The organism is Nostoc sp. ChiSLP03a, from assembly GCF_034531215.2.
Lineage (GTDB): Bacteria > Cyanobacteriota > Cyanobacteriia > Cyanobacteriales > Nostocaceae > Nostoc.
The window spans coordinates 1-22,227 of sequence record NZ_JAVRBQ020000035.1 but is presented as its reverse complement, the minus strand read 5'-3'; the positions used below and the strand labels follow the sequence as shown (position 1 = coordinate 22,227).

Sequence of the window (22,227 nt, the reverse complement as noted above, 5' to 3'; positions counted from 1 at the left end):
ATGTGAAGTTACACATATCTAGATCCCCCTAAATCCCCCGATAAATTGGGGGACTTTGATATGTTTTTCTGGTTCCCCCCTTTATAAGGAGGGCTAGGGGGGATCGAATTCTATGCAGCTTTATAAAAAATTGGTATTAGGAGTTATGAGTTAGGAGTTGCAAGACGATAATTCCTAACTCCTCACTTTTAACTCCTAACTTTTTTCATCCGCCAATTTGCGACATGGTTATGAATTATGAGTTATGAGTTATGAGTTATGAGTTGAAGAAACTTATTTATTCAAAACTTTTAACTTCTAACTCTTAACTCCTCACTTTTAACTCCTAACTTCTTTCATCCGCCAATTTGCGACATGGTGCGGGTATATGCACCTAAAATACCAGAATCGCGCCCTTTAAAGTTAATTTCTGGTTTGATTCCGAGTAAATGTCTTACCTGCTCTTGTAATTGAGCAGTACTGACACCAGAACGCAGAGCAGTTTTTAAATCTATTTGACCAGTTTCATTTAATAAACAGGGACGCAGCCAGCCATCGGCACTTAGGCGCATCCGATTACAACGATCGCAAAAACATTCTGACATCTGACTAATAAATCCTAGTGTCCCCTTCGCATTGGGAATTTGAAAGACATCAGCAGGGCCAGCACCACGAACTTGTGATTCTGTCAAGCCCCAGCGATCGCGAATACATTTTCGTAAATCGGCTGAAGATACCCAACCGCGATCGCCAAATAAATGCACATTACCAATGGGCATAAATTCAATAAATCGAACGTGCCACTGTTTATCAATTGTCAGGGCGGCTAAATCGAGAACTTCGTGGTCATTAACCCCAGGAATCACCACCACATTCAGCTTCAGGGGGTCGAATCCGACTTGATGGGCAGCTTGAATCCCCTGCCAAACTTGTTGCCAACGAGAACGCCCCTGATTACCAATAATTTGGTCAAAAATATCGGGATCGAGAGAGTCAAGACTAATATTAATTCGTCGCAGACCAGCATTGTAAAGGTTTTGTGCCATCGGAGCCAGCAAAAAACCGTTGGTCGTCATTGAGATATCTTGAGTTTGGGGTAAAGTTGCGATCGCACCGACCAAATCCACCACACGCGGACGCAATAAGGGTTCCCCCCCAGTCAAACGAAATCGGGTAAAGCCTACTGGAATAAATACCTCTTGAATTAAAGTGAGTAGTTCTTCATCAGTCAATAACTGTTGCTTGAGAATATAGTCCAGTTCTACTCCCTCTGGCATACAGTACTGACAACGAAAATTGCAGCGATCGATTAAGCTAATGCGGAGGTAGTCTACCTGGTTCATCGTTTTATTTTTATTCTCTCTGATTAATTAAAGACTTTACAAAAGTGGTTTAGGGACTTCCAAGAAATAAATTATCCAATTTCACGCCCATTAAAACGACTTTCTCTCCCCCTGCTCCCTGCTGCCTGCCCCCTGCCTTAAAAGCGATGGGATTTTTTTATTTGGAAGTCCCTTACCCCTTCCTACTATCTTTGTTGTAACTCAAAATACCGTACTCCCCCTTAAGTGAGAGTCCACAGATTGTGGCATAATAAGCCGATCGCATCCACTAGTTAGTCATCAATCGTGCAAGATACCGACTCCATCAACGACCTTGCTGCTGCCTTACAACAGCCAGCCGATATCAGCTTTGAACTGCCCGATCCAGAAGATGAACAGATTCTAGAGTCAGATTTTCAACAGCAGCTAGAAGTAGCTTGGCAGGTATGCGATCGCTTTGATTTGCAAACTGAAATCTGGCGGGGGCGAATTTTACGGGCGATCCGCGACAGAGAAAAAGTCGGTGGTGACGGACGCGGTACTGGCTTTCTCCGATGGCTAAAAGAGCGGGAAATCAGCAAAAGTCAAGCATACTCTTGGATACAATTGGCGAATAGTGCCGATACTCTGATTGAAGACGGTAAACTTGACCCCGGATCTGTGAATAACTTCAGTAAACGGGCATTTGTCGAAACCTCCAAAGCAGTGCCAGAAGTGCAACAGATGGTGAGTGAAGCTGCCCAAAAAGGCGATCGCATCACTAGGCGGGAAGTGCGTCAACTCAATGATGAATGGACAGCCATGTCCTCAGATTTATTACCCGAAGCCGTTAAAGAAAAAGCCGCAGATAACACCCTTCCCCCGCGCTACATTGCCCCACTGGTGAAGGAAATGGAAAAACTGCCAGAATCGCATCAAAAGTTTATCCAGAAGGAAATAGCTGCTAATCCTGATGTGGATACCCTGAAACAGGTAACTAGCGAAGCGCGTAACTTAGCGAAATATCTCAAAGGTGCGGCTCAAGTTCAGGCGTTAACGCAGGAAAATGTTGATATTGAAACAGCTTTAGAAGAAGCGCAAAGGGTCGGCTGTTTGAGCATTGCTGCTGATTTGGTAAATCAAGCATCGCAGATTGAACAAACGATCGCTAAACTGTACATGACTTGGAAACGGATCGGTAATTTAGCAGATCGATTATATGTAGATACTGGTGCAAGTACACCCAACTTGCGATCGCTTCTCACTTGTTTGGAACCTCTGGGTGGTGAAATCATGGAATTGCAACTTAGTGGTGCGACTGAACACACTGTTCGTTTGCAAATTCAAGAGACAAATTAGGCATTGGGGATTGGGCATTGGGGATTGGGCATTGGGTAATAATCAATAGTTCTTCTGCCCCTGCTTCCCCTGCCCCTCTGCTCCCCCCTGCTCTCCTCTTTCTCTTCACTGCGGATAAAGTTTGGATTTGTGGGTCATCAATATGACATTTTGGCGAACTCATTTGTTATTTTGGCGAACTCATTTGTTATTTTGGCGAACGCATTTGTTATTTCGGCCTACCCATTTGCTATATCGGCGATCGCAGTTTATCTTTCAGTCTTTGGAATTGCTGAGAGTAAGGCACGGAGAGCGTTGTTAACAGCTTCTGATGTTTTGAATATCTCAGTGACATCAGCATCAAGAGTAACTGTCAAAGGAGCTTTTTCTTGCTGACTAGCAAAACGGTTGGGCAAGGCTTTGCGATAGTCAAAGTTATACTCAAGAAGCAAGTCATCGTCTGCGTTGTTGTAGAATTCAGAAGCCTGTGAATTCTTCATAATCTCTTCGTTCTTTCTTGGTTGCTAGACGTGTGCTAACAAAACAACAATCAAGGTGGTTAGGACATCAACAGACGATAAAACTTAGACACAAAAAGGCTTTTCACTCAGTCCCCAGTCCCCAGTCCCTTGCTGTAATACGGATAACGTTTGCTCTTTCTATAAAACAGACCAATAACAGGCGATTGTTTTGGTCATGTCCGATGATGATTTCTCGACGTTCACCAACAGAGTGCTATTCATCATTGAATATGTAAGCTAGAGGTCGTTAAAGACAGTCTTAGCTGCGTCAAAGCTGATACTATGCTTGTTGAGATTCAAACTAGCTTTTTGGTTATCCCACTCAAATTTTAAATTCATCCCCTGATATCAGGCTACTCTACTTGCAATGAAATCCTAATTTGTGAAGGTAGAGCGATCGCAACAAGAGCAGCAATTGCGTAGGTGTAGCCAGCCGTAGGCATCGCGGATGACTGCAAAGTTACGAAATATCGCCATATCTCAATTTTTAATGAGCAGCGCAAGATGTATTGGTGAGCGATGAATTATGGGGCGATTGTGTCGGTACTTGAGCAACCAGAACTACGTTCCCATTGGCATCCATTACCCAGCCTTGGGCTTCTACAATTTGAGTAGGTTCATTGACAAAATTAACTTTCTGTAATTTTTTTTCTGTGTTTCGCTGCGCCTGAACAACGGCTCTTTTCTGAATACCGCCAGCACGATTCTGACTCTGTGGAGGGAGCGCGATCCAATCTGCTAGTACAGCATCATCAGCTATCAATGGCTCCGTGGGATCGGCTACTACTCCTCCACGTCCAGTGGTAATAAATGAATTTCTTGCTATTTTTCCACCAGAACTACAACTAGCAACAATTTGCCGCGAAGCATCAACCAGATTTACGGGCAATTCCACTAATCCTTTACTGGGGTCAGCATCCGGTGAGTTGATTTGTACAGTGCCATTTAATGAAGGGTTTTGCTGAGAAAATGCAGTTATGTCACTTGTTGATAGGTTATTCGGGTTTGTTTCGCCTGTTGTGTCAAGCCTCTCTACGGCTGCACCTGTGCGAGGCACAAAACCAAAAAGGTTCTTAGCGGTGATTGTGATTTTACCACCAGAGCCAGAGACGGCGTTGGCAGTGATATCGTTGTTTCCGAAGGGAGTGGCGACGATAAAGCCATTAGGTGCATTAATGGTGATATTACCGCCATCTCCATTATTCTTTGCATTAGTGGTTATTTGACTGTTACCGCGCATCAATAATAAGTCCCGTATCTGTAGTGAAATATTACTGCCGCGCCCTGATTTAGTATTAGATATAATTTGTCCTTTCTTATCCAGCAAGATGGAGTGAGTAGTTACATTGATTTCGCCTGATGTTTTTCCTTGGTTGCGTCCATCCCCTAAAACGCTTACGTTTATTTCAGCTCCATCCTGGACAATCAATTTCTCTGTAGTAATTGTCGCGTTCCCAGACTCGCCAAGTCCGAAAGTTTTAGCAGACAAGCTGCTAGGATCATCTTCTGCTGTGGTTCCAATTAGCTCTACGGACTCCAACGCATTAACAGTTACATTCCCTCCTGCTCCTTGAGATAGTGTAGCTTGTGAGTCCTCTATCAATGCACTAGAATCTGCTATAACTCTTGCTCCATCTTTAATACGCAATCTCCTAGTGTTGATTGTAATGTCACCAGCCTTTCCTTTACCAGCGGTTATACCAATTAATTCAGTAATAGCATTTGGCAAAGTGCTACCAATTAGCTCCACTGACTCGGAAGCATTCACGGTCAAATTCCCTGCTGCACCACTGCTTATAGTAGAAGTAGCTACTTTTGCACCGTCTTGAACAATTAATTTCTTAGCAGTAATTGTTAAGTCGTTGCCATTTCTGTCACCTTTAGTCTGACTTACCAAGCGCACACGCTGACCAGTTAGTTCAATGAAGTTGCCCTGCACCTTGATATTACCGCCACCTTCACCACTAGCATCTACCTGAGATGGAAATTCTTTACCGTCTGCAATTCGCTGGATTATTTGAATATTCTGGAAATTTTGGACACCTTCATATCCCAAACTCCAACCTTGGTCTATTGGTTTCAGAGTAACTAAACTATTATTAGCAACACTTCCTAGCTCAATTTGTCCGGATGCTGCTGTTAAATTTCCGCCCTCTAGAGTTATGTCACCACCTACAAATGCCAAAGTTCTGCCTTGATTTACTTTTAGACCAACAGGTTGTTGGAAGATATTAGTTGTGATCCCATCTTGACTATTAGCTGCTTGGGATTGATTGCGGATGGGAGCCGCAGTTGCTCCGAATTGTAAACCAATGGGAACACTTACTGTCAGCAGAGGTGTAGTTAGAGGTTCTGTGACACTAAATTTTGTCCCATCGGCAAAGTTAAGACTACTCGCTGTAGTTGCAATAAATGAACCACCGATGTTTAAAGAAGCATGAGTACCAAAAATAATCCCGTTAGGATTAATTAAAAACAGGTTAGCTGTACCGTTAGCTTTAAGAATACCATCAATATTAGAAATGGACTTACCCGTTACCCGACTAATAATGTTCTGAACACCCTCAGTATTTTTAAACTCAGCCGTAGTCCCATTAAGTACAGAAAACTCCTTAAAACTATGGAATAAGTTGCCTTCTAATCGGGTTCCACCTTCAATACTTGTGATATTCCCCTGTGTTGTAACTTGAGAATTATTAGGTAAAGTACCGTCTTGGGTGATTTGGGCAATAGCAGAAGTTCCAGAAAAAGCTACTGCCCCAGCTATTACAATTCCTAAACCTTTAAATCTGCTACAAAAAATACTCATACTCAATAATAAACTCCTATAAAAAAGTAACATTTACTAAATGTATCGTTACGCTATACCTCTACTCTATAAACTAACTATATCTATCTCAATCAACTACAATATTAAACTCGTTAATATGCGTTTTGGTATCTATTAGATAAGATTATCTTTATTGTTTAAAATAATAATGTAGAGGCACAAAAATATTTTACCTCTACAAAAATTTTATTTTACCTGTTTAAAAAGAATATTTTTCTCTTTAACTACTTATTAGATTGCTTGTCATTAGCACTGTTGTCAACTTTATTACTGAAAGATTACTGGTTGTTTTAGATATGCTTACCTTAGTATTAAGTTAACAAAACTGTTAGGGAGGGCACGGACAGTTAACAAAGTCGTGAACATCATTTGACCAACAAGTGCAACCTGATAGCCTAATATGCTTCCCTGGAATTACTAATGAAAATTGTGCAACTTGTTTGTCTTCACCAGCATCACTAGATTGGAGTTTAGTTAGATCAAGTGTGTACTGAAATTGAAGAACTTCTTGTCTTGAAATACCGTACTTGTTGAGTATCTTACCGAAGTTAGTATTCTTCAGAATCTCATACATTTCCTGTTGAATTTCGTCTTGTAACTTCTGTAATTTTTGAGAATCGATGGCTGCTTGCTGTGAAGTTTGAGATTCCATAAATTTTGCTCTCCTTGCAGACTGGTAAATGTGTAAACTTATTTTGTAATGTACTAAATTAACGTGAGTTTGATTAGTACAGTTTGGCAACGAAGGAATCAATAATACAAAGTCTAGAGTGTAACGAAAGCATTAAGTTTCTAACGCTCTTGTGAACTTTGATAATTATGAATTCAGCTTGACTAGTTATAATTACGCATGAGGTTACAAAACTTCATATATTTCTGCCGGATTTGCTTAAAGCATTCATAAATCTGGCTACTGACCGTTGACCGCTCAAGAGAATTGAGTAATTGATATCTCCTCAAGTCTCACACTCTGCTTGCGGTTTGGATAAGCCTACAGGCTTTATTAAGGCGATCGCTTGCATAAAGTCCATAGCGAATCAGCGATCGCACTGACACCGAAATTCAGTAGAAAAAGCGATCGCTCATATCAAGTTCTATTGCAAATCAGCGATGTCTACGATGGGCTACGGCAACGCACCAACAAAAGTTACGAGAATCTCAATTTTTAATTAGCACCGCAAGATGTCGCAACGAGCGAGGAGTTATGGGGCGATGCAGTGGGTACTTGAGCAACCAGAACCACATTCCCATTGGCATCTATTACCCAGCCTTGGGCTTCTACAATTTGAGCAGGTTCATTAACAGAATTAACCTTCTGTGATTTTTCTTCTGTGTTTCCCTGCGCCTGAATAACGGCTCTTTTCTGAATACCGCCAGCACGATTCTGACTCTCTGGAGGAAGGGCAATCCAATCTGCTAGCACTGCATCATCAGCTATCAATGGCTCTGTGGGATCGGCTTGTATTCCTCCACGCCCTGTAGTAAAAAACGAACTTCTTCCTATTTTTCCACCAGAACTACAACCAGCAGCAATTTGCTGCGAAGCATCAACCAGATTTACAGGTAGTTCCACTAATCCTTTACTAGGGTCAGCATCTGGTGAATTGATTTGTACAGTGCCACTTAATGAAGGATTTTGCTGAGAAAATGCCGTGATGTCACTTGTTGGTACGTTATTCGGGTTTATATCTTTTGGATCGAATATCTCCACCTCTGCACGGGTGCGTGGCACAAATCCAAAGATATTCTTAGCGGCGATCGCAATTTTACCACCAGAACCAAAGTTGGCGTTAGCGGTAATATCGCTATTTCCCAAAGGAGTGGCGACGAGGAAGCCATTAGGTGCATTGATGGTGATATTACCGCCAGTTTTATCACCTCCGGCATTAGTAGAAATTTGACTGTTGCGACGCATCAGTAATAAATCCCGCACTTGTACCCCAATGTCACCGCCCTTACCTGACTCACTATTAGATGTGAGTTTTCCTTTATCCAGCAGGATGGAACGAGCATTTATATTGAGTTCGCCTGCTAGACCAAAATTGGGTACACCCCCTTGATAGTTAACATTTTTTCGAGCTTCACTGCTCACAGTTATTGCCGCCCCATCTTTGATAACCAATTGCCCTGTAGTTAGAGTCAAGTTACCGCCATTTCCAGGCCCTTGAGTGCCAGCAAACAAGCTACTGAGCCTAGAACCATTTGCTGAGGTTCCGATTAATTCTACGGACTCAGAGGCATTCACTGTCAAATCTCCTCCATTTCCGGTAGCTGGTATAAATTGGTTAGAAAAACGCCCAAGTATACCCTCAGAACTTGTTGATATTGCTGCCCCTCCCTCGATACGCAACTTTCCAGTATTAACTATTATGTTGCCAGCATTTGGAGCGCCAAAAGTTGCACTAAATAATCCACTGGATATTAAATCACTACCATCTGGTAAGGGAGAAATGGGGATGCCTGCAATTAGTTCTACGGAATCTGAGGCGTTGATGGTCAATTGTCCGGCCAATCCCGAACCAAGATTGAACATTACAACTTGCGCTCCATCTTTGACAATCAACTTTCTAGTAGTGATATTTATATCTCCAGAGTTTCCAGTGTCGAGAGTTCCAGTAGACAAGAACGCATTTAGTCCAAGTTCTACAGACTCAGAAGCGTTCACTGTTAAATTTCCTCCTGGTTGCGCTCCCAGAGTCAGAGCCAAAATTTGTGAACCGTCACTTACCAGTACGCGCTGTCCTTGCAAGTGGATATTACCGCCACCTTTGCCACTGGTATCTACAGTAGATGGAATCTGACTTTGCTGGGTTAGTTGAATGTTCTGAAAATTTTGAACACCCTCATATCCTAATGCCCAACCTTGATTCGTTGAATTCAGACCAACCAAACTATTGCCAGCAACGCTTCCTAACTCAATTCTTCCCCCACTTGCCGTTAAATTTCCGCCCTCTAGGGTTATATCACCACCTATCAGTGCTAAAGTTTTGCCTTGCTGCACCTGTAGACCAACACCTTGTCCGAAGGTATTAATTGCATTATTGGGACTTGCTTGGGATTGATTGCGGATGGGCGCCGCATTTGTTCCAAATTGTAAACCTATAGGAACATTTTCTGTGAGTAGAGGTGTAGTTTGAGGTGATGTAGCACTAAAGCTTGTACCATCAGCAAAGTTCAAACTACTCGCCGTACTCGCCACAAATGAACCGCCAATATTTAAAGAAGCATTGGGCCCAAAAACAATGCCGTTAGGATTAATCAAAAATACGTTGGCTGCACCGTTAGCTTTGAGAATGCCATCTATATTAGAAACAGAATTGCCTGTCACCCGACTGATGATGTTCTGAATATTGATTGCATTGTTGAAATGGGCTGTCCTTCCCGCAGAGATAGAAAATTTTTCAAAGCTATGGAGCAAGGTTGTACCACGAACTGCTCCACCATCAATCTGGTCCATAGGCTGACCATCGATTAGCTCTGGTGTAATGATTGAACTTTCAGATCCAAGTGTGGCATCTTTTTGAATTTGAGCTAGAGCAAAACTCTCAGCAAAAATGAGCACTTTAGCAATTACTAAAGTACTCACGATTCCTAACTTCCAGTGGCAACTGCTTCGATTTTGAGACATGAAAAACTGGCGCTCAAAACATCAGAGTTTATGAAAATACTGCTTTTTGCTAAGTAGTGATGTTAGTACGTTGATGTTATTTCTGTAACCTAAATACTACATAAAAGCAAAGTTTAGTATTTTTACATTCACTAGAATAAACTCTTTGCAGTCCGAAGATTAAATTATTTAGCAGTAACAGCCTAAAGGGCTACCAGTTGATGGGCAAGGGATACACAATGCTTTTTTGACTAACACAATTTCTGGTATTGAAGGTCTTGAAGTTTCTGGTAATAATGCATTGGGTTGCTGTTCATCAACTGCATCATCAGATTTGAGTTGATTGGGGTCGAGATTACATTGCCAATGAATTCTCAAGACTCTATATTCTAATAAGCCGTACTTTTCAAGCACTGAATGTAAGTCAGCGTTTTCTAGGCTTTGATCCATTTTCTGCTGAATTTCTTCTTGTAACTGCTGTAATATTTGAGGATCTATGACTTGTTGAGAACTCATGAGTGTTTTCGTTCCTGACGGGAGGTGTATAATTATTGCTTCAGTTTAGTTAGCAATGATTACGGTCAGTGTTACAAAAGTTCATAATTTTCCTGCGGGATTTTCTTTACAGCTATTTTTAACTAATACCAATTCAAATTATTTCTTGTTGAGTGGGCATCTCGTCTAGTAACTAAATCGGGCTTTTACTTACCGCCTTCCCCACTAATTCTTAATCCCTGTCGCAGCAATACCCTGAAGAAATTGACGCTGACCGATGAGAAATAATACCATCACTGGAATTGTGGCTATTGTTACTGCTGCCATCATCAAGGGCCAATTATTCGTAAATTGCTCCTGAAACTCAGCCAACGCTAGTTGCACTGTCCTTAATTCTGGTCTTGTCGTAAACACTAGAGGCTTAAATAAATCATTCCACTCACCAATGAAGGTGAACAAAAACAGCGTCAGCAATGCCGGACGGGCTAAAGGTAACATCACCCGCCACAAAATTTGCAGTCGGTTCGCCCCATCTATCGCTGCGGCTTCCTCTAACTCTACAGGAATTGTCTGGAAATACTGACGTAATAAGAAAATTCCATATCCGCTAACCGCAGTGGGTAAAATCAGCGCCCAGTATGTATTTATCAGGTGTCCCCACTTCAATACCAAAAAGATGGGAATCACCAATAACTGAAAGGGAATTACTAAAGTTGCTAAAACGACTAATAGCAGTGCTTGGCGTCCCCGAAACTTCAATCGTGCTAGGGCGTAACCAGCTAAAGCAGAAGTGACAATCTGAAACGCCGTCACAGCGATCGCTACCAAGGTAGAATTAGCAAACGCGAGCAAAAATTTTCCTTGTTGCCACGCAACGCGGTAATTTGCTAAAGACCAGTTATTTTTGAACAAATTTTCTGGGCTAGCGGATGTCGGTGCAAAGGAGGTGAGAAAGACCACAAACAATGGTAGTAAAACGATAAATGCCCCTAGCAGTAAGATTACTAGGCTCAAAAAATCGCTAGATTTCAGATTCGGGTTTGATTTGAACATAAACTTAAACTGCAAAGCATTTATTTCGCTAGTACTAGAACATTGCCCCCAGCAACAATTAATCTATAAACATAGTCTACTTGTTAAGTTAAATTAAACCACAGTAATTGTTACTCTTAGTTCATAGGGAAAATCAATACTTGGTGTCAAATAACTCAGGTTTACAGGAGTAAAGATAACTATGCAGCAGCTTGCAGACCAATTTAAAGAATTAGATTTCAAAAGCGAAACATACAAAGATGCTTATAGCCGGATTAATGCGATTGTGATTGAAGGGGAACAAGAAGCCCATGAAAATTACATCACATTAGCCCAACTGCTGCCAGAATCTCATGATGAATTGATTCGCCTCTCCAAGATGGAAAGCCGACATAAGAAAGGATTTGAAGCTTGTGGGCGGAATTTGGAAGTTACCCCAGATTTGCAATTTGCCAAGGAATTTTTCTCTGGACTACACCAGAATTTCCAAACAGCAGCGGCGTCCGGAAAGGTCGTCACTTGTCTGTTGATTCAGTCTTTGATTATCGAATGTTTTGCGATCGCAGCATATAACATTTACATTCCCGTTGCCGATGCTTTTGCCCGCAAAATCACGGAGGGAGTAGTAAAAGATGAGTATAGCCACCTCAACTTTGGAGAAGTTTGGTTGAAAGAACACTTCACAGAATCCAAAGCTGAACTTGAACTAGCAAATCGCCAGAACCTACCCATCGTCTGGAAAATGCTCAACCAAGTAGAGTGTGATGCCCACACAATGGCAATGGAAAAAGATGCTTTAGTAGAAGACTTTATGATTCAATACGGTGAAGCATTAAGTAACATAGGCTTCACGACTCGCGACATCATGCGCTTGTCAGCCTACGGACTCATCGCCGCTTAAAAAAGTTAGGAGTGAGGAATGATTAGTGAGAAATTATGAATCGTACTCCTAACTCCTAACTCCTAACTCTACTAAATTCCACGCCTCAAAACAGCATAAGCCTAATAATCACTACATGTTTGGTCTAATTGGACATCTGACTAGTTTAGAACACGCTCAATCGGTAGCTCAAGAATTGGGATACCCAGAATATGCCGATCAAGGGCTAGACTTTTGGTGCAGCGCCCCACCGCAAATTGTCGATAGCATTATTGTCACTAGTATAACTGGGCAACAAATTGAAGGACGGTATGTAGAATCTTGCTTTTTGCCAGAGATGCTTGCTAGTAGGCGCATCAAAGCTGCAACACGCAAAATCCTCAACGCGATGGCCCATGCACAAAAGCATGGCATTAACATTACAGCTTTAGGCGGATTTTCCTCGATTATTTTTGAAAACTTTAAGTTAGACCAATTTAGCCAAGTCCGCAACATTAAACTAGAGTTTGAACGGTTCACTACAGGAAACACACATACTGCATACATTATTTGTAAGCAGGTGGAAGAAGCCTCAAAACAATTGGGAATCGATCTGTCAAAAGCGACTGTTGCTATATGTGGCGCAACTGGAGACATTGGTAGTGCAGTTACCCGCTGGCTAGATGCGAAAACAGATGTCAAAGAACTTCTGTTGATCGCCCGCGACCAAGAACGCCTCAAAGAACTGCAAGGCGAACTGGGGCGAGGAAAAATCATGGGTTTGACAGAAGCACTACCTGAAGCTGACATTGTAGTTTGGGTTGCGAGTATGCCCAGAGGCGTGGAAATCGACCCAGCCACTTTGAAACAACCCTGTTTATTGATTGATGGTGGCTATCCGAAAAACTTAGCAACAAAAGTTCAGCATCCTGGTGTATATGTGTTAAATGGTGGCATTGTAGAGCATTCCTTGGATATTGACTGGAAAATTATGAAAATCGTCAATATGGACGTGCCAGCCCGCCAGTTGTTTGCTTGTTTTGCCGAATCAATGCTGTTGGAATTTGAGAAGTTATACACGAACTTTTCCTGGGGACGGAATCAGATTACCGTAGACAAAATGGAGCAGATTGGTAAGGTATCAGTGAAACATGGATTTAGACCGCTGTTGGTTTAGTCATTGGTCATTGGTCATTGGTTATTAGTCATTGGTCATTAGTCATTGGTCATTTGTTATTTGCACAAAGGACAAAGGACAAAGGACAAAAGACAAAAAACAAAGGATAGATAACTTATAACTCGTACTTATAAACCCTACGATGGCAACTACCGAGCGTAAACCGTTACTGTTAGATTTTGAAAAGCCCCTAGCAGAACTTGCAACCCGAATCGATCAAATTCGGCAACTTGCAGAAGAAAATGGCGTAGATGTTTCTGGTCAAATTCGTCAACTAGAAGCACGCGCCATGCAACTACGTGAGGAAATTTTCACTAGTCTATCCCCGTCCCAGCGATTACAAGTCGCTCGTCATCCGCGTCGCCCCAGTACTCTCGATTACATTCAGGCAATTAGTGATGAATGGATGGAATTGCATGGCGATCGCTGTGGTGGTGACGATCCGGCTTTAGTTGGTGGTGTTGGTCGTCTGAGTGGACAACCTGTGGTGATGTTGGGTCATCAAAAAGGACGCGATACTAAAGACAATATTGCCCGTAACTTTGGAATGCCTTACCCTGGCGGCTATCGCAAAGCTATGCGGTTGATGGAACACGCCAATAAGTTTAGTATGCCGATACTAACTTTTATCGACACACCAGGAGCTTGGTCTGGGGTAGAAGCAGAACACCAAGGTCAAGGAGAAGCGATCGCCTACAACTTACGGGAAATGTTCTGTTTGGATGTGCCAATTATCTGCACAGTTATCGGTGAAGGTGGTTCTGGCGGCGCACTCGGTATTGGTGTAGGCGATCGCCTACTCATGTTTGAACACTCCGTTTATACCGTCGCCACTCCCGAAGCCTGCGCTGCAATTTTGTGGAAAGATGCCGCTAAGGCTCCCCAAGCCGCTGTGGCGCTAAAAATTATTTCCCATGACCTGAAAAAGTTGGGAATTATCGACCAAATACTGCCTGAACCTACTGGTGGCGCTCATTCCGACCCCTTAAAAGCCGCTACTACTCTTAAGCAAGTGCTGATGGAAAACTTAGACGAACTCAATCGTTTAACCGCTCCAGAACGCCGCCAACTGCGCTATGAAAAATTCCGCAAAATTGGTGTTTTTACAGAAGTTGCCCACTAAAGCAACTCTATAATGATAGATTAGCAAAACAGCAATGCTATAATTGCCTATGTGCTTAAAGATTTTTAACAATCTAGCCATAGGCATTTGCATTTTTTGCAAGTCTACTCAACTTGATTGAGTGGGTTTTGTATTATGTAAATAATCTAATCTGAATGCACGATGTACCGCGTGGTTTCCCAGGCAACAATTTGTTGTCTTTACTATTAAAAACCACAATATGGTTAGTGTTGTGCGGAATCATAACATCTGTTTAATGAAAATCATCAGATTTTTAGATTCCTTTAATCTATGCAAACCGAGAAGTGTGAATAATGGGCTGGTAATAGGTTTTGGGAACTGTCAAAAAATTGGGAGACACCATGAGTGTTGAGCAAAAACGACGCGCCCTGATTACTGGGGCAAGTAGTGGAATTGGGAAAGCAACGGCTTTAGCCTTTGCCAAAGCTGGAATAGATGTTGCCTTAGTCAGCCGTTCTTTGGATAAGTTGGAGGCGGTAAGAGAAGCCGTAGAGCATACTGGGGTGGAAGCGAAAGCTTACGCTGTAGATTTAGCGCAGATTTCTGAAGTCAAAGACAAGATCCAAGCGATCGCCCTTGACTTCGGTGATATAAACATTCTGGTAAACAATGCTGGCATCGCTTATACAGGCGCTTTGAGCGAAATCCCTCTAGAGAACTGGCAGCAGGTAATTGACTTGAATCTCACCAGTGTGTTTCAGTGCATTGTGGGGATTTTACCTTCAATGCGCGATCGAGGCACAGGCACAATTATCAACGTTGCCTCAATTGCCGCCAAGCAACCCTTTCCCGGTTGGGGAGCATACAGCGTCAGCAAAGCTGGTTTGATAGCCCTCTCTCAAACCCTGGCACAAGAAGAACGCATTCACGGCATTCGTGTCACAGCTATTTGTCCCGGCGCAGTCAATACCGAACTTTGGGATACAGAAACAGTCCATGTCAACTTAGACCGTTCCAAAATGTTAACCCCGGAAATTGTGGCTCAATCAATTCTCTACACAGTTCTGTTACCACAACAGGCAGTGATTGATGAATTGACTCTGATGCCCAGCGCTGGCGCACTCTAATTAGTCCTTCGTCCTTTGTCCTTTGTCTTTTGTCTTTTGCAAAAGACCAATGACTAATGACTAATGACTAATGACTAATGACTAAACCATAACCAAGACTGAATCATGACTATTGCTAGTTCCAACGGTTCCAATTGCTCTCAATCGCCTCTGATTCCCGATTTGGCAGAAGCCATAACTCCTAGACCCGATCGCAACACCCACAACGGGCGACAACCGGATGTGTTCCCGCCAACAGAGGAACAGATGGAGGAAATGAAAGACGCCGTGCGGACACTAATACTGGGAGTTGGTGAAGACCCAGAACGCGAAGGACTCCTAAAAACACCCAAACGAGTAGCCGAAGCAATGCGGTTTCTGACCAGTGGCTACAACCAATCTCTTGAAGAACTTGTTAACGATGCCATCTTTGATGAAGGGCATAGCGAGATGGTACTTGTTAGAGATATTAACTTCTTTAGTCTGTGCGAACACCACATGCTGCCATTTATGGGTAGAGCGCACGTTGCTTATATTCCCAACCAAAAAGTTGTTGGACTGAGTAAGCTGGCCCGGATTGTTGAGATGTATTCCCGTCGCTTACAAGTACAAGAGAGACTAACCCGCCAAATTGCTGAAGCAATCCAGACGATTCTTGAACCTCAAGGCGTTGCTGTAGTGATGGAAGCTAGCCACATGTGCATGGTAATGCGTGGCGTTCAAAAACCAGGTTCTTGGACTGTTACTAGCGCAATGGTTGGTGTGTTTGAAGAGGAACATAAAACCCGCGAAGAATTTTTTAACTTAATTCGCCACCAACCAGCATTTTTTTAAGTGCTGAGTTAGGAGTTAGGAGTTAGGAGTTAATTCACAACTGATAACTCCTAATTTCTAAGTAACTCAACGTGAGTTCGACGAGTGCTATTTTGACCTCTCCCCCAGCCCCTCTCCTACCAGGAGCTACGGTGTACACACATCTCTAAAAATCCTACCCACCCAATATTTCTGTTCAAGTGAAAGTCCCACACTGAGCAAATATCCCGCCCGGAACTTTAGTTCCGGGCTGATAGTTAAAGTCTTCTAAAAGAAGACTAAACTAAATTTCTTGTTTAGTCTTCTTTTAGAAGACTTTCGTTATGAGACTCGGAATAAATTCCGAGGCGGGATAGATACACTGCACCAACACTTGTGTGTACACCGTAGCCTACCAGGAGAGGGGAGCAAAAACTTTTCTTTTCTCGTTACTCCTCCCTTGCCTTTTAGGAGAAGGAGGCTGTCCGGGAGAGGTCTGTCGAACTCACGTTAACTCAATGTTCTTGAGACTGTGAAATAGGAGCGCTACTTTATCTAAATCCTTATCTCCTGGTGTCCGTTCCACACCACTAGATAAATCAATGCCGTTAGGATTAACCTGATTTAGGGCTTCCACAATATTATCGGCTGTTAGTCCTCCTGCTAAAAACCAAGGACAACTAGGGCTAAATTGTTCTAGCATCGTCCAATCTAAAGTTTTGCCTGTACCACCTAGTTGTTGCGGATGGTAGGCGTCAAGTAGCAAAGTATCTATAAATTTGGTGTAATCAACCGCTGTGTCAAGATGCTCAAGACTACGAATTCTCAGTGCTTTAATAATTTCGACATTGGGTAAAACTTGACGTAATTGGTAGCAAAAATTTGTTGATTCATCTCCGTGCAACTGCACACCAGTCAATCCAGAATCAGCAACTATCTGACTGATTTCAGCGATACTAAGATTGGCAAAAACCCCAATTTTATCAATATTTGCCGGTAGTTCTGCCACTGCTGCCCGAATTTGGGATGTAGTCACGTAACGAGGTGAGTTTGGCACACAAATAAATCCTAGTGCCGTTGCGCCTAGAGAGGCGATCGCTATAGACTGCTGTGGTTGAGTAATGCCGCAAATCTTAACGCGCATAAAAATTTAACAAATTTAAAATAATATCAACAAATTCTAAATTATCTGAAAAACTTTTGTGCCTTGGTAATTTTATAATCTTGTAGGTCTACATTTTAGGAGACAAAAGCTTGATTTCATTTATTTTACTAGCAGCAGCTGAAACTGTTCCCGCAACACCTGCGTGGAATCCTACAGTGGGCATTATCATCAGCATCAGCAGCTTAGTAATGGTTTTACTAAGTACTAGGATTGAAAAACCCCTAGTTGGCCCCAAGTTCCCTATTCTGCCGATTAGTATTCCAACATTCGTTGCAGCAATGGCTTTTGGTCATATTATTGGCGTTGGCATCGTTTTAGGATTGACTAACATCGGTCGTCTATAGTTTTGTGATGACAGAGGTGTTACTTGTAACCCCACTGTCAATGCAAAATTCCTAAAAATGATTTTGGGCAGGGGGAGTAGGGGGTGAAAAAGGGAATAGGTTACAGGGTAAAGGGTATAGATTAATTACTCCCTGTTACCTGTTACCTCTCACCTTTACCCTAACCTCATGCCCAATTCCCAATTCCAGAGTTTTGCCCACAGGCATTAATTGTCTATTCTAGAAATAAGAGCATTTCGTCACTTGTTACTACCGAATTGATGCTCAATATAAATGTGTATACGAATATGCATAGGATCTCGGTATAAAAAGTACTGGCGATATCTAGTTTTAGGGCAGTGTAATGCAAACAAATTGGAGAATTGGGTCATTATTTGGAATTCCCCTGTTTTTAGACCCGTTATGGTTTGTGATTTTAGGGTTGGCAACCTTGAATTTTGGGGTAGCTTACCAAGAATGGGGGCCTGTTATAGCTTGGAGTGCTGGCATAGTTATGGCACTGCTGCTATTTGCTTCGGTGCTATTGCATGAGTTGGGTCATAGCTTGGTAGCCCGATCGCAAGGTATTAGAGTTAATTCAATTACCCTATTTATGTTTGGCGGGATTGCTGCCATTGAAGAAGAATCTAAAACTCCTTTTAAAGCCTTTCAAGTAGCGATCGCTGGGCCTTTGGTGAGCATCATCCTATTTGTCCTGCTCCGTCTGACAGCTTTTATGATACCTGATACTAATCCCCTCAGTGTCATGGTCGGAGATTTGGCAAGAATTAACTTAGTGGTGGCTCTATTTAACTTGATTCCCGGCTTACCTCTAGATGGAGGGCAAGTGTTAAAAGCAGCATTATGGCAAATCACAGGTAATCGTTTTCAAGCCGTACACTTGGCTGCAAAATCTGGGCAAATATTGGGTTATGCTGCGATCGCTTTCGGATTTGTTGTAGATTTCGTCACCAGAGAGTTAGTACTTGGTTTGTGGATTGCGCTGTTAGGTTGGTTTGCTGTCCGCAACGCTAACACCTATGACAACATGACTACATTGCAAGAAAGCCTACTCAAAGTGGTGGCGGCCGATGCGATGACTCGTGACTTTCGCGTAATTGATGCTGACCAGACATTGCGTTCCTTTGCCGATTTATACCTCCTAGAAACCAATCCCTCACAGGTTTATTTTGCCGCTTCTGATGGACGTTACCGGGGTCTAGTTTCCATTGACGATTTCCGTTTAACCCAAAGGAGTGAATGGGAAACCGAAACTTTACACAGCATAGTGCATCCACTGACAGAAATACCTACTGTCACAGAATCAACAGCGATCGCTGAGGTTATTAACAAGCTAGAAAATGAGCAGTTACCGAGAATTACCGTCCTTTCTCCGGCTGGTGCTGTAGCTGGTGTAATCGATCGGGGAGATATTGTGCGATCGCTGGTAGAAAAGTTAAATTTGCAGATCACCGATGCTGAAATTAAGCGCATCAAGGAAGAAGGTAACTATCCACCAGGGTTGCAACTGGGAGTAATCGCGAAATCAACTACAAATTAAACGTCACACCCTCGTCATAGGTTTGCAATAGATACGTCAAAAGCGTGTGTGATATTTAATTTGGTATTTGGTTACAAAATGCTTTTTTTGGGTAAAAGGTAGGAAGATTTCCTACCTTTTTTATTTTTCAAAGTATGGCATTACCAAACAGCCCATCGTAGACATCGCCTCAGATGATGGGAAATTATTAAAACTTCAAGTTTAAAGCGAGTAAAATGTAAGTACGTGATATACTACGTCTCTCACTTACCCTGGTTTTATGGCACTGCCAATTGTTGCAATTATCGGACGCCCAAATGTGGGCAAATCCACCCTGGTTAATCGACTCGCCGGGGAACAAACGGCGATTGTCCATGATGAACCAGGAGTGACACGCGATCGCACTTATCTACCAGCTTTCTGGAATGGTCGCGAATTTTTAGTGGTAGACACCGGTGGTTTAGTTTTTAATGATGATACCGAATTTTTACCACTGATTCGCCAACAGGCAATGACAGCCCTTACAGAAGCGTGTGCCGCTATTTTTGTCGTCGATGGTAAAACAGGGCCGACATCGGCAGATTTAGAAATCGCCGAATGGATGCGCCAACAACCCGTACCTGTGCTACTAGCTGTAAATAAATGTGAATCCCCAGAACAAGGCTTAATGCAAGCTGCCGAATTTTGGGAATTGGGATTGGGCGAGCCTTACCCCATCTCCGCGATTCATGGCAGTGGTACAGGAGAATTACTCGACGAGTTAGTTAATCACATCCCTGCTATTGAAGACATAGTAGAAACAAATGAAATCAAAGTAGCAATTGTGGGACGCCCAAATGTGGGCAAATCGAGCTTACTCAATGCTTTTGTCGGGCAAGAAAGGGCAATTGTCAGCCCGATTTCCGGCACAACCCGCGATGCTATTGATACTGTCATTGAACGAGCCGGACAAACCTACCGCTTGATTGATACCGCCGGCATTCGTAAAAAGAAACACATCGAATACGGGACAGAATTTTTTAGTATTAACCGGGCTTTCAAAGCGGTTCGCCGCGCTGACGTGGTTTTATTAGTCATAGATGCTTTAGATGGAGTCACCGAGCAAGACCAAAAATTAGCTGGGCGGATTATCGAAGATGGTCGAGCTTGCATCATCGTCGTTAATAAGTGGGATGCTGTCGAAAAAGACTCTTACACAATTTACGATTACGAAAAAACTCTGCAATCACGGTTACATTTTACCGAATGGGCAGAAACAATTTTTGTAAGTGCCTTGTCAGGACAACGAGTAGAAAAGATTTTAGAATTGGTGAAAACGGCGGCTGAATCACACAAACGCCGTGTCAGCACATCAGTTATTAACGAAGTCTTAACAGATGCCGTCAGTTGGCATTCACCGCCGGCATCTCGTAGTGGGCGTCAAGGGAAGATTTATTATGGTACACAAGTAAGCAGCCAACCACCAACGATCGCCCTATTTGTCAACGACTCGAAACGCTTTAATGACAACTATCGCCGCTACATTGAACGGCAATTTCGTCAACAGCTAGGATTTAAAGGCACGCCAATTATTTTGCTGTGGCGGAGCAAGAAAGTCCGTGATGCCGAAAGTGGTAATGTTAATAGAGCAACTCGCGTCAAAATAAGTTAGGAGACGCGATGAATCGCGTCTGTACAAGAGAGATGGGATTAATCGCGTCTGTACAAGAGTTATGAGTTAAAGTCAAAATTGCTAACTATAGAACCCTATCGACTTGAGTTTGATAGCGGCAGAAGGTGAAAGTTATGAGTTAAAGTCAAAACTCCTAACTCCTAACTCCTAACTCCTAACTCCTAACTCTAAAATGGATTTATTGCGATCACTGCCACTTGGACTTTATTTAGAACAACCCCAAACTTGGCTACATAAAATCGATCCGCGAGTCAAGTTCGCTTGGTTGATGAGCTTTTTAACTAGCTATGTTTTAGCCAACAACAATTGGCGGGTGCTGCTGGTGGTAATTTTGATTATTGCCACCTTGATTGCGAGAATTCCTCGACGCGTATGGCAGCAGCAAATGGGTTGGCTATTAATGCTATCGTTTTTTGTGCTGGCGATCGCAGCCATTAGTCCTGATGGTCTGGGTATAGATTATCAGTCACGTTTGCCAGCTAACGAACAAATCTTAACCCAGCCAGCAAACTCTAATAATATTCAAGAGCCAGCCCCTGAGAAAAAAGCATACAGCTACGTGCTATTTCACAAAGGCCCGGTTAAAGTGACTCGCTATTCATTGAGTTTGGCAGTACGCCTGAGTACACTTATCTTTACCGTTATTTACAGCACTAACCTCTATCTGCTGACAACCGCACCAGAAGAAATCACATCTGGCATAGAAAGCTTAATGCAACCCTTGCGACGCTTCAAGTTGCCTGTCACAGAAATCGCTTTAACTTTAACCTTGTCCTTGCGCTTCATTCCCTTGGTTTTAGAAGAAGTGCAAAACTTATTTCGCTCCGTAATGACAAGGGCAATTAATTGGAAAAAGCTGGGATTGAAAGGAGCATTCAAGGTTTGGATGACAGTTGCAGAGAGACTTTTAGAAAATCTACTTTTACGAGCCGACCAAATGGCAAATGCCATGATGGTGCGGGGTTTTACCAGTCCCAACGAGCATCGAGTCCAGTGGCACGATTTACGATTAAAAGGGCGTGACTGGTTGGCGATCGCAACTTTAATCTTATTCTGGGGAATACGACTAGCTATAGGAACTCAGGCGTAATTTTGCACCGAGATAAAGGTAAGAGATAATACAGCAGAATTCAGGAGCAAGACCGGAGACGCTCCGCCTCCGGTCAGAAGTAAAACATTAAATTGCCGTCTCTACCAAAGACTAATTATTGTAGAGACGGCGATTCATCGCGTCTCTTGCCTTAACCGAACCGTATTGAGCTATAGGTATAGCAACCGCCAAGGCGGTTAAGCCGCTGTGTGAAGCACAGCTTCCATCGCATCTCTCAGACAGCCAAATTGAATTATTTGCTTACGAATTCGGCTTTTTAACCATGACCAACATCGCTCAATTTTGTTAAGCTCGG

Annotated in this window: 19 protein-coding genes and 1 pseudogene; 11 read left to right on the top strand and 9 right to left on the bottom strand. The window is 42.7% G+C overall.

All coding sequences use genetic code 11. From position 1 onward, the window contains the following. Nucleotides 1-335 precede the first annotated feature (335 nt). On the bottom strand, nt 336-1,322 hold the full coding sequence (gene moaA, locus RMY32_RS05410) for a GTP 3',8-cyclase MoaA (protein ID WP_322709668.1): 987 nt from the start codon (nt 1,320-1,322) through the stop codon (nt 336-338). 285 nt (nt 1,323-1,607) lie between these two features. On the opposite strand from moaA, the gene RMY32_RS05405 reads away from it, so the two are divergent. Then, nucleotides 1,608-2,639: a hypothetical protein gene (locus RMY32_RS05405; protein WP_322674727.1), complete on the top strand. Its 1,032-nt coding sequence runs from the start codon at nt 1,608-1,610 to the stop codon at nt 2,637-2,639. A gap of 248 nt (nt 2,640-2,887) precedes the next feature. Here the strand turns inward: RMY32_RS05405 and RMY32_RS05400 are convergent, their stop codons facing one another. The 3 genes from RMY32_RS05400 to RMY32_RS05390 form a co-directional block, all read right to left on the bottom strand. Next, the gene (locus tag RMY32_RS05400) at nt 2,888-3,118 is read right to left on the bottom strand and encodes a hypothetical protein (protein WP_322709666.1); all 231 of its coding nucleotides are present in this window, start codon (nt 3,116-3,118) and stop codon (nt 2,888-2,890) included. A gap of 508 nt (nt 3,119-3,626) precedes the next feature. After that, complete coding sequence (locus tag RMY32_RS05395) at nt 3,627-5,948, bottom strand: filamentous hemagglutinin N-terminal domain-containing protein (protein ID WP_322709665.1); 2,322 nt, start codon at nt 5,946-5,948, stop codon at nt 3,627-3,629. 349 nt (nt 5,949-6,297) lie between these two features. After that, entirely contained in the window at nt 6,298-6,621 is a 324-nt protein-coding gene (locus RMY32_RS05390; protein ID WP_322709664.1) for a hypothetical protein, read from the bottom strand. Nucleotides 6,622-6,985: 364 nt separating this feature from the next. Between RMY32_RS05390 and RMY32_RS05385 the strand changes: the two genes are divergently transcribed. Then, nucleotides 6,986-7,138, top strand: a complete 153-nt coding sequence (locus tag RMY32_RS05385) for a hypothetical protein (RefSeq protein ID WP_322709663.1) — start codon at nt 6,986-6,988, stop codon at nt 7,136-7,138. Here RMY32_RS05385 and RMY32_RS05380 read toward each other — a convergent pair. The 3 genes from RMY32_RS05380 to RMY32_RS05370 all read right to left on the bottom strand — a co-directional run bounded on the left by RMY32_RS05380 (nt 7,135) and on the right by RMY32_RS05370 (nt 11,124). Then, nucleotides 7,135-9,597, bottom strand: a complete 2,463-nt coding sequence (locus tag RMY32_RS05380; protein ID WP_409882301.1) for a filamentous hemagglutinin N-terminal domain-containing protein — start codon at nt 9,595-9,597, stop codon at nt 7,135-7,137. The genes RMY32_RS05385 and RMY32_RS05380 overlap by 4 nt on opposite strands. 168 nt (nt 9,598-9,765) lie before the next feature. Next, nucleotides 9,766-10,092 carry a hypothetical protein gene (locus tag RMY32_RS05375; protein WP_322709660.1) on the bottom strand — a complete coding sequence of 109 codons (327 nt, stop codon included), beginning with the start codon at nt 10,090-10,092 and terminating at the stop codon, nt 9,766-9,768. A gap of 204 nt (nt 10,093-10,296) precedes the next feature. Then, nucleotides 10,297-11,124 (bottom strand): carbohydrate ABC transporter permease, encoded by an 828-nt coding sequence (locus RMY32_RS05370; protein WP_322693761.1) that lies wholly within the window; start codon nt 11,122-11,124, stop codon nt 10,297-10,299. Nucleotides 11,125-11,305: 181 nt separating this feature from the next. Between RMY32_RS05370 and RMY32_RS05365 the strand changes: the two genes are divergently transcribed. The 5 genes from RMY32_RS05365 to folE all read left to right on the top strand — a co-directional run bounded on the left by RMY32_RS05365 (nt 11,306) and on the right by folE (nt 16,163). Next, nucleotides 11,306-12,004, top strand: a complete 699-nt coding sequence (locus RMY32_RS05365) for an aldehyde oxygenase (deformylating) (protein ID WP_322709659.1) — start codon at nt 11,306-11,308, stop codon at nt 12,002-12,004. A gap of 115 nt (nt 12,005-12,119) precedes the next feature. Further along, nucleotides 12,120-13,139: a long-chain acyl-[acyl-carrier-protein] reductase gene (locus RMY32_RS05360; RefSeq protein WP_322672173.1), complete on the top strand. Its 1,020-nt coding sequence runs from the start codon at nt 12,120-12,122 to the stop codon at nt 13,137-13,139. Nucleotides 13,140-13,281: 142 nt separating this feature from the next. Beyond that, nucleotides 13,282-14,262 (top strand): acetyl-CoA carboxylase carboxyltransferase subunit alpha, encoded by a 981-nt coding sequence (locus RMY32_RS05355; RefSeq protein ID WP_322709658.1) that lies wholly within the window; start codon nt 13,282-13,284, stop codon nt 14,260-14,262. Nucleotides 14,263-14,624: 362 nt separating this feature from the next. Continuing rightward, on the top strand, nt 14,625-15,350 hold the full coding sequence (locus tag RMY32_RS05350) for an SDR family oxidoreductase (protein ID WP_322709657.1): 726 nt from the start codon (nt 14,625-14,627) through the stop codon (nt 15,348-15,350). 105 nt (nt 15,351-15,455) lie between these two features. Next, entirely contained in the window at nt 15,456-16,163 is a 708-nt protein-coding gene (gene folE / locus RMY32_RS05345; RefSeq protein WP_322709656.1) for a GTP cyclohydrolase I FolE, read from the top strand. 463 nt (nt 16,164-16,626) lie between these two features. On the opposite strand, the gene RMY32_RS05340 is transcribed toward folE, so the two are convergent. Then, nucleotides 16,627-17,265 carry a phosphoribosylanthranilate isomerase gene (locus RMY32_RS05340; protein ID WP_322709655.1) on the bottom strand — a complete coding sequence of 213 codons (639 nt, stop codon included), beginning with the start codon at nt 17,263-17,265 and terminating at the stop codon, nt 16,627-16,629. Between the two features lie 110 nt (nt 17,266-17,375). Between RMY32_RS05340 and psaK the strand changes: the two genes are divergently transcribed. From psaK to RMY32_RS05320, 4 genes are all read left to right on the top strand, one after another. Beyond that, entirely contained in the window at nt 17,376-17,630 is a 255-nt protein-coding gene (gene psaK / locus RMY32_RS05335) for a photosystem I reaction center subunit PsaK (RefSeq protein WP_322709654.1), read from the top strand. 343 nt (nt 17,631-17,973) lie between these two features. Then, nucleotides 17,974-19,170: a site-2 protease family protein gene (locus RMY32_RS05330; RefSeq protein ID WP_322709653.1), complete on the top strand. Its 1,197-nt coding sequence runs from the start codon at nt 17,974-17,976 to the stop codon at nt 19,168-19,170. A gap of 259 nt (nt 19,171-19,429) precedes the next feature. Continuing rightward, on the top strand, nt 19,430-20,800 hold the full coding sequence (gene der, locus RMY32_RS05325; RefSeq protein ID WP_322709652.1) for a ribosome biogenesis GTPase Der: 1,371 nt from the start codon (nt 19,430-19,432) through the stop codon (nt 20,798-20,800). 193 nt (nt 20,801-20,993) lie between these two features. Then, the gene (locus RMY32_RS05320) at nt 20,994-21,911 is read left to right on the top strand and encodes an energy-coupling factor transporter transmembrane protein EcfT (protein ID WP_322709651.1); all 918 of its coding nucleotides are present in this window, start codon (nt 20,994-20,996) and stop codon (nt 21,909-21,911) included. A 197-nt stretch (nt 21,912-22,108) separates the two neighbouring features. Here the strand turns inward: RMY32_RS05320 and RMY32_RS05315 are convergent. Beyond that, nucleotides 22,109-22,227, bottom strand: a pseudogene (locus RMY32_RS05315) (IS630 family transposase); the annotation flags it as partial.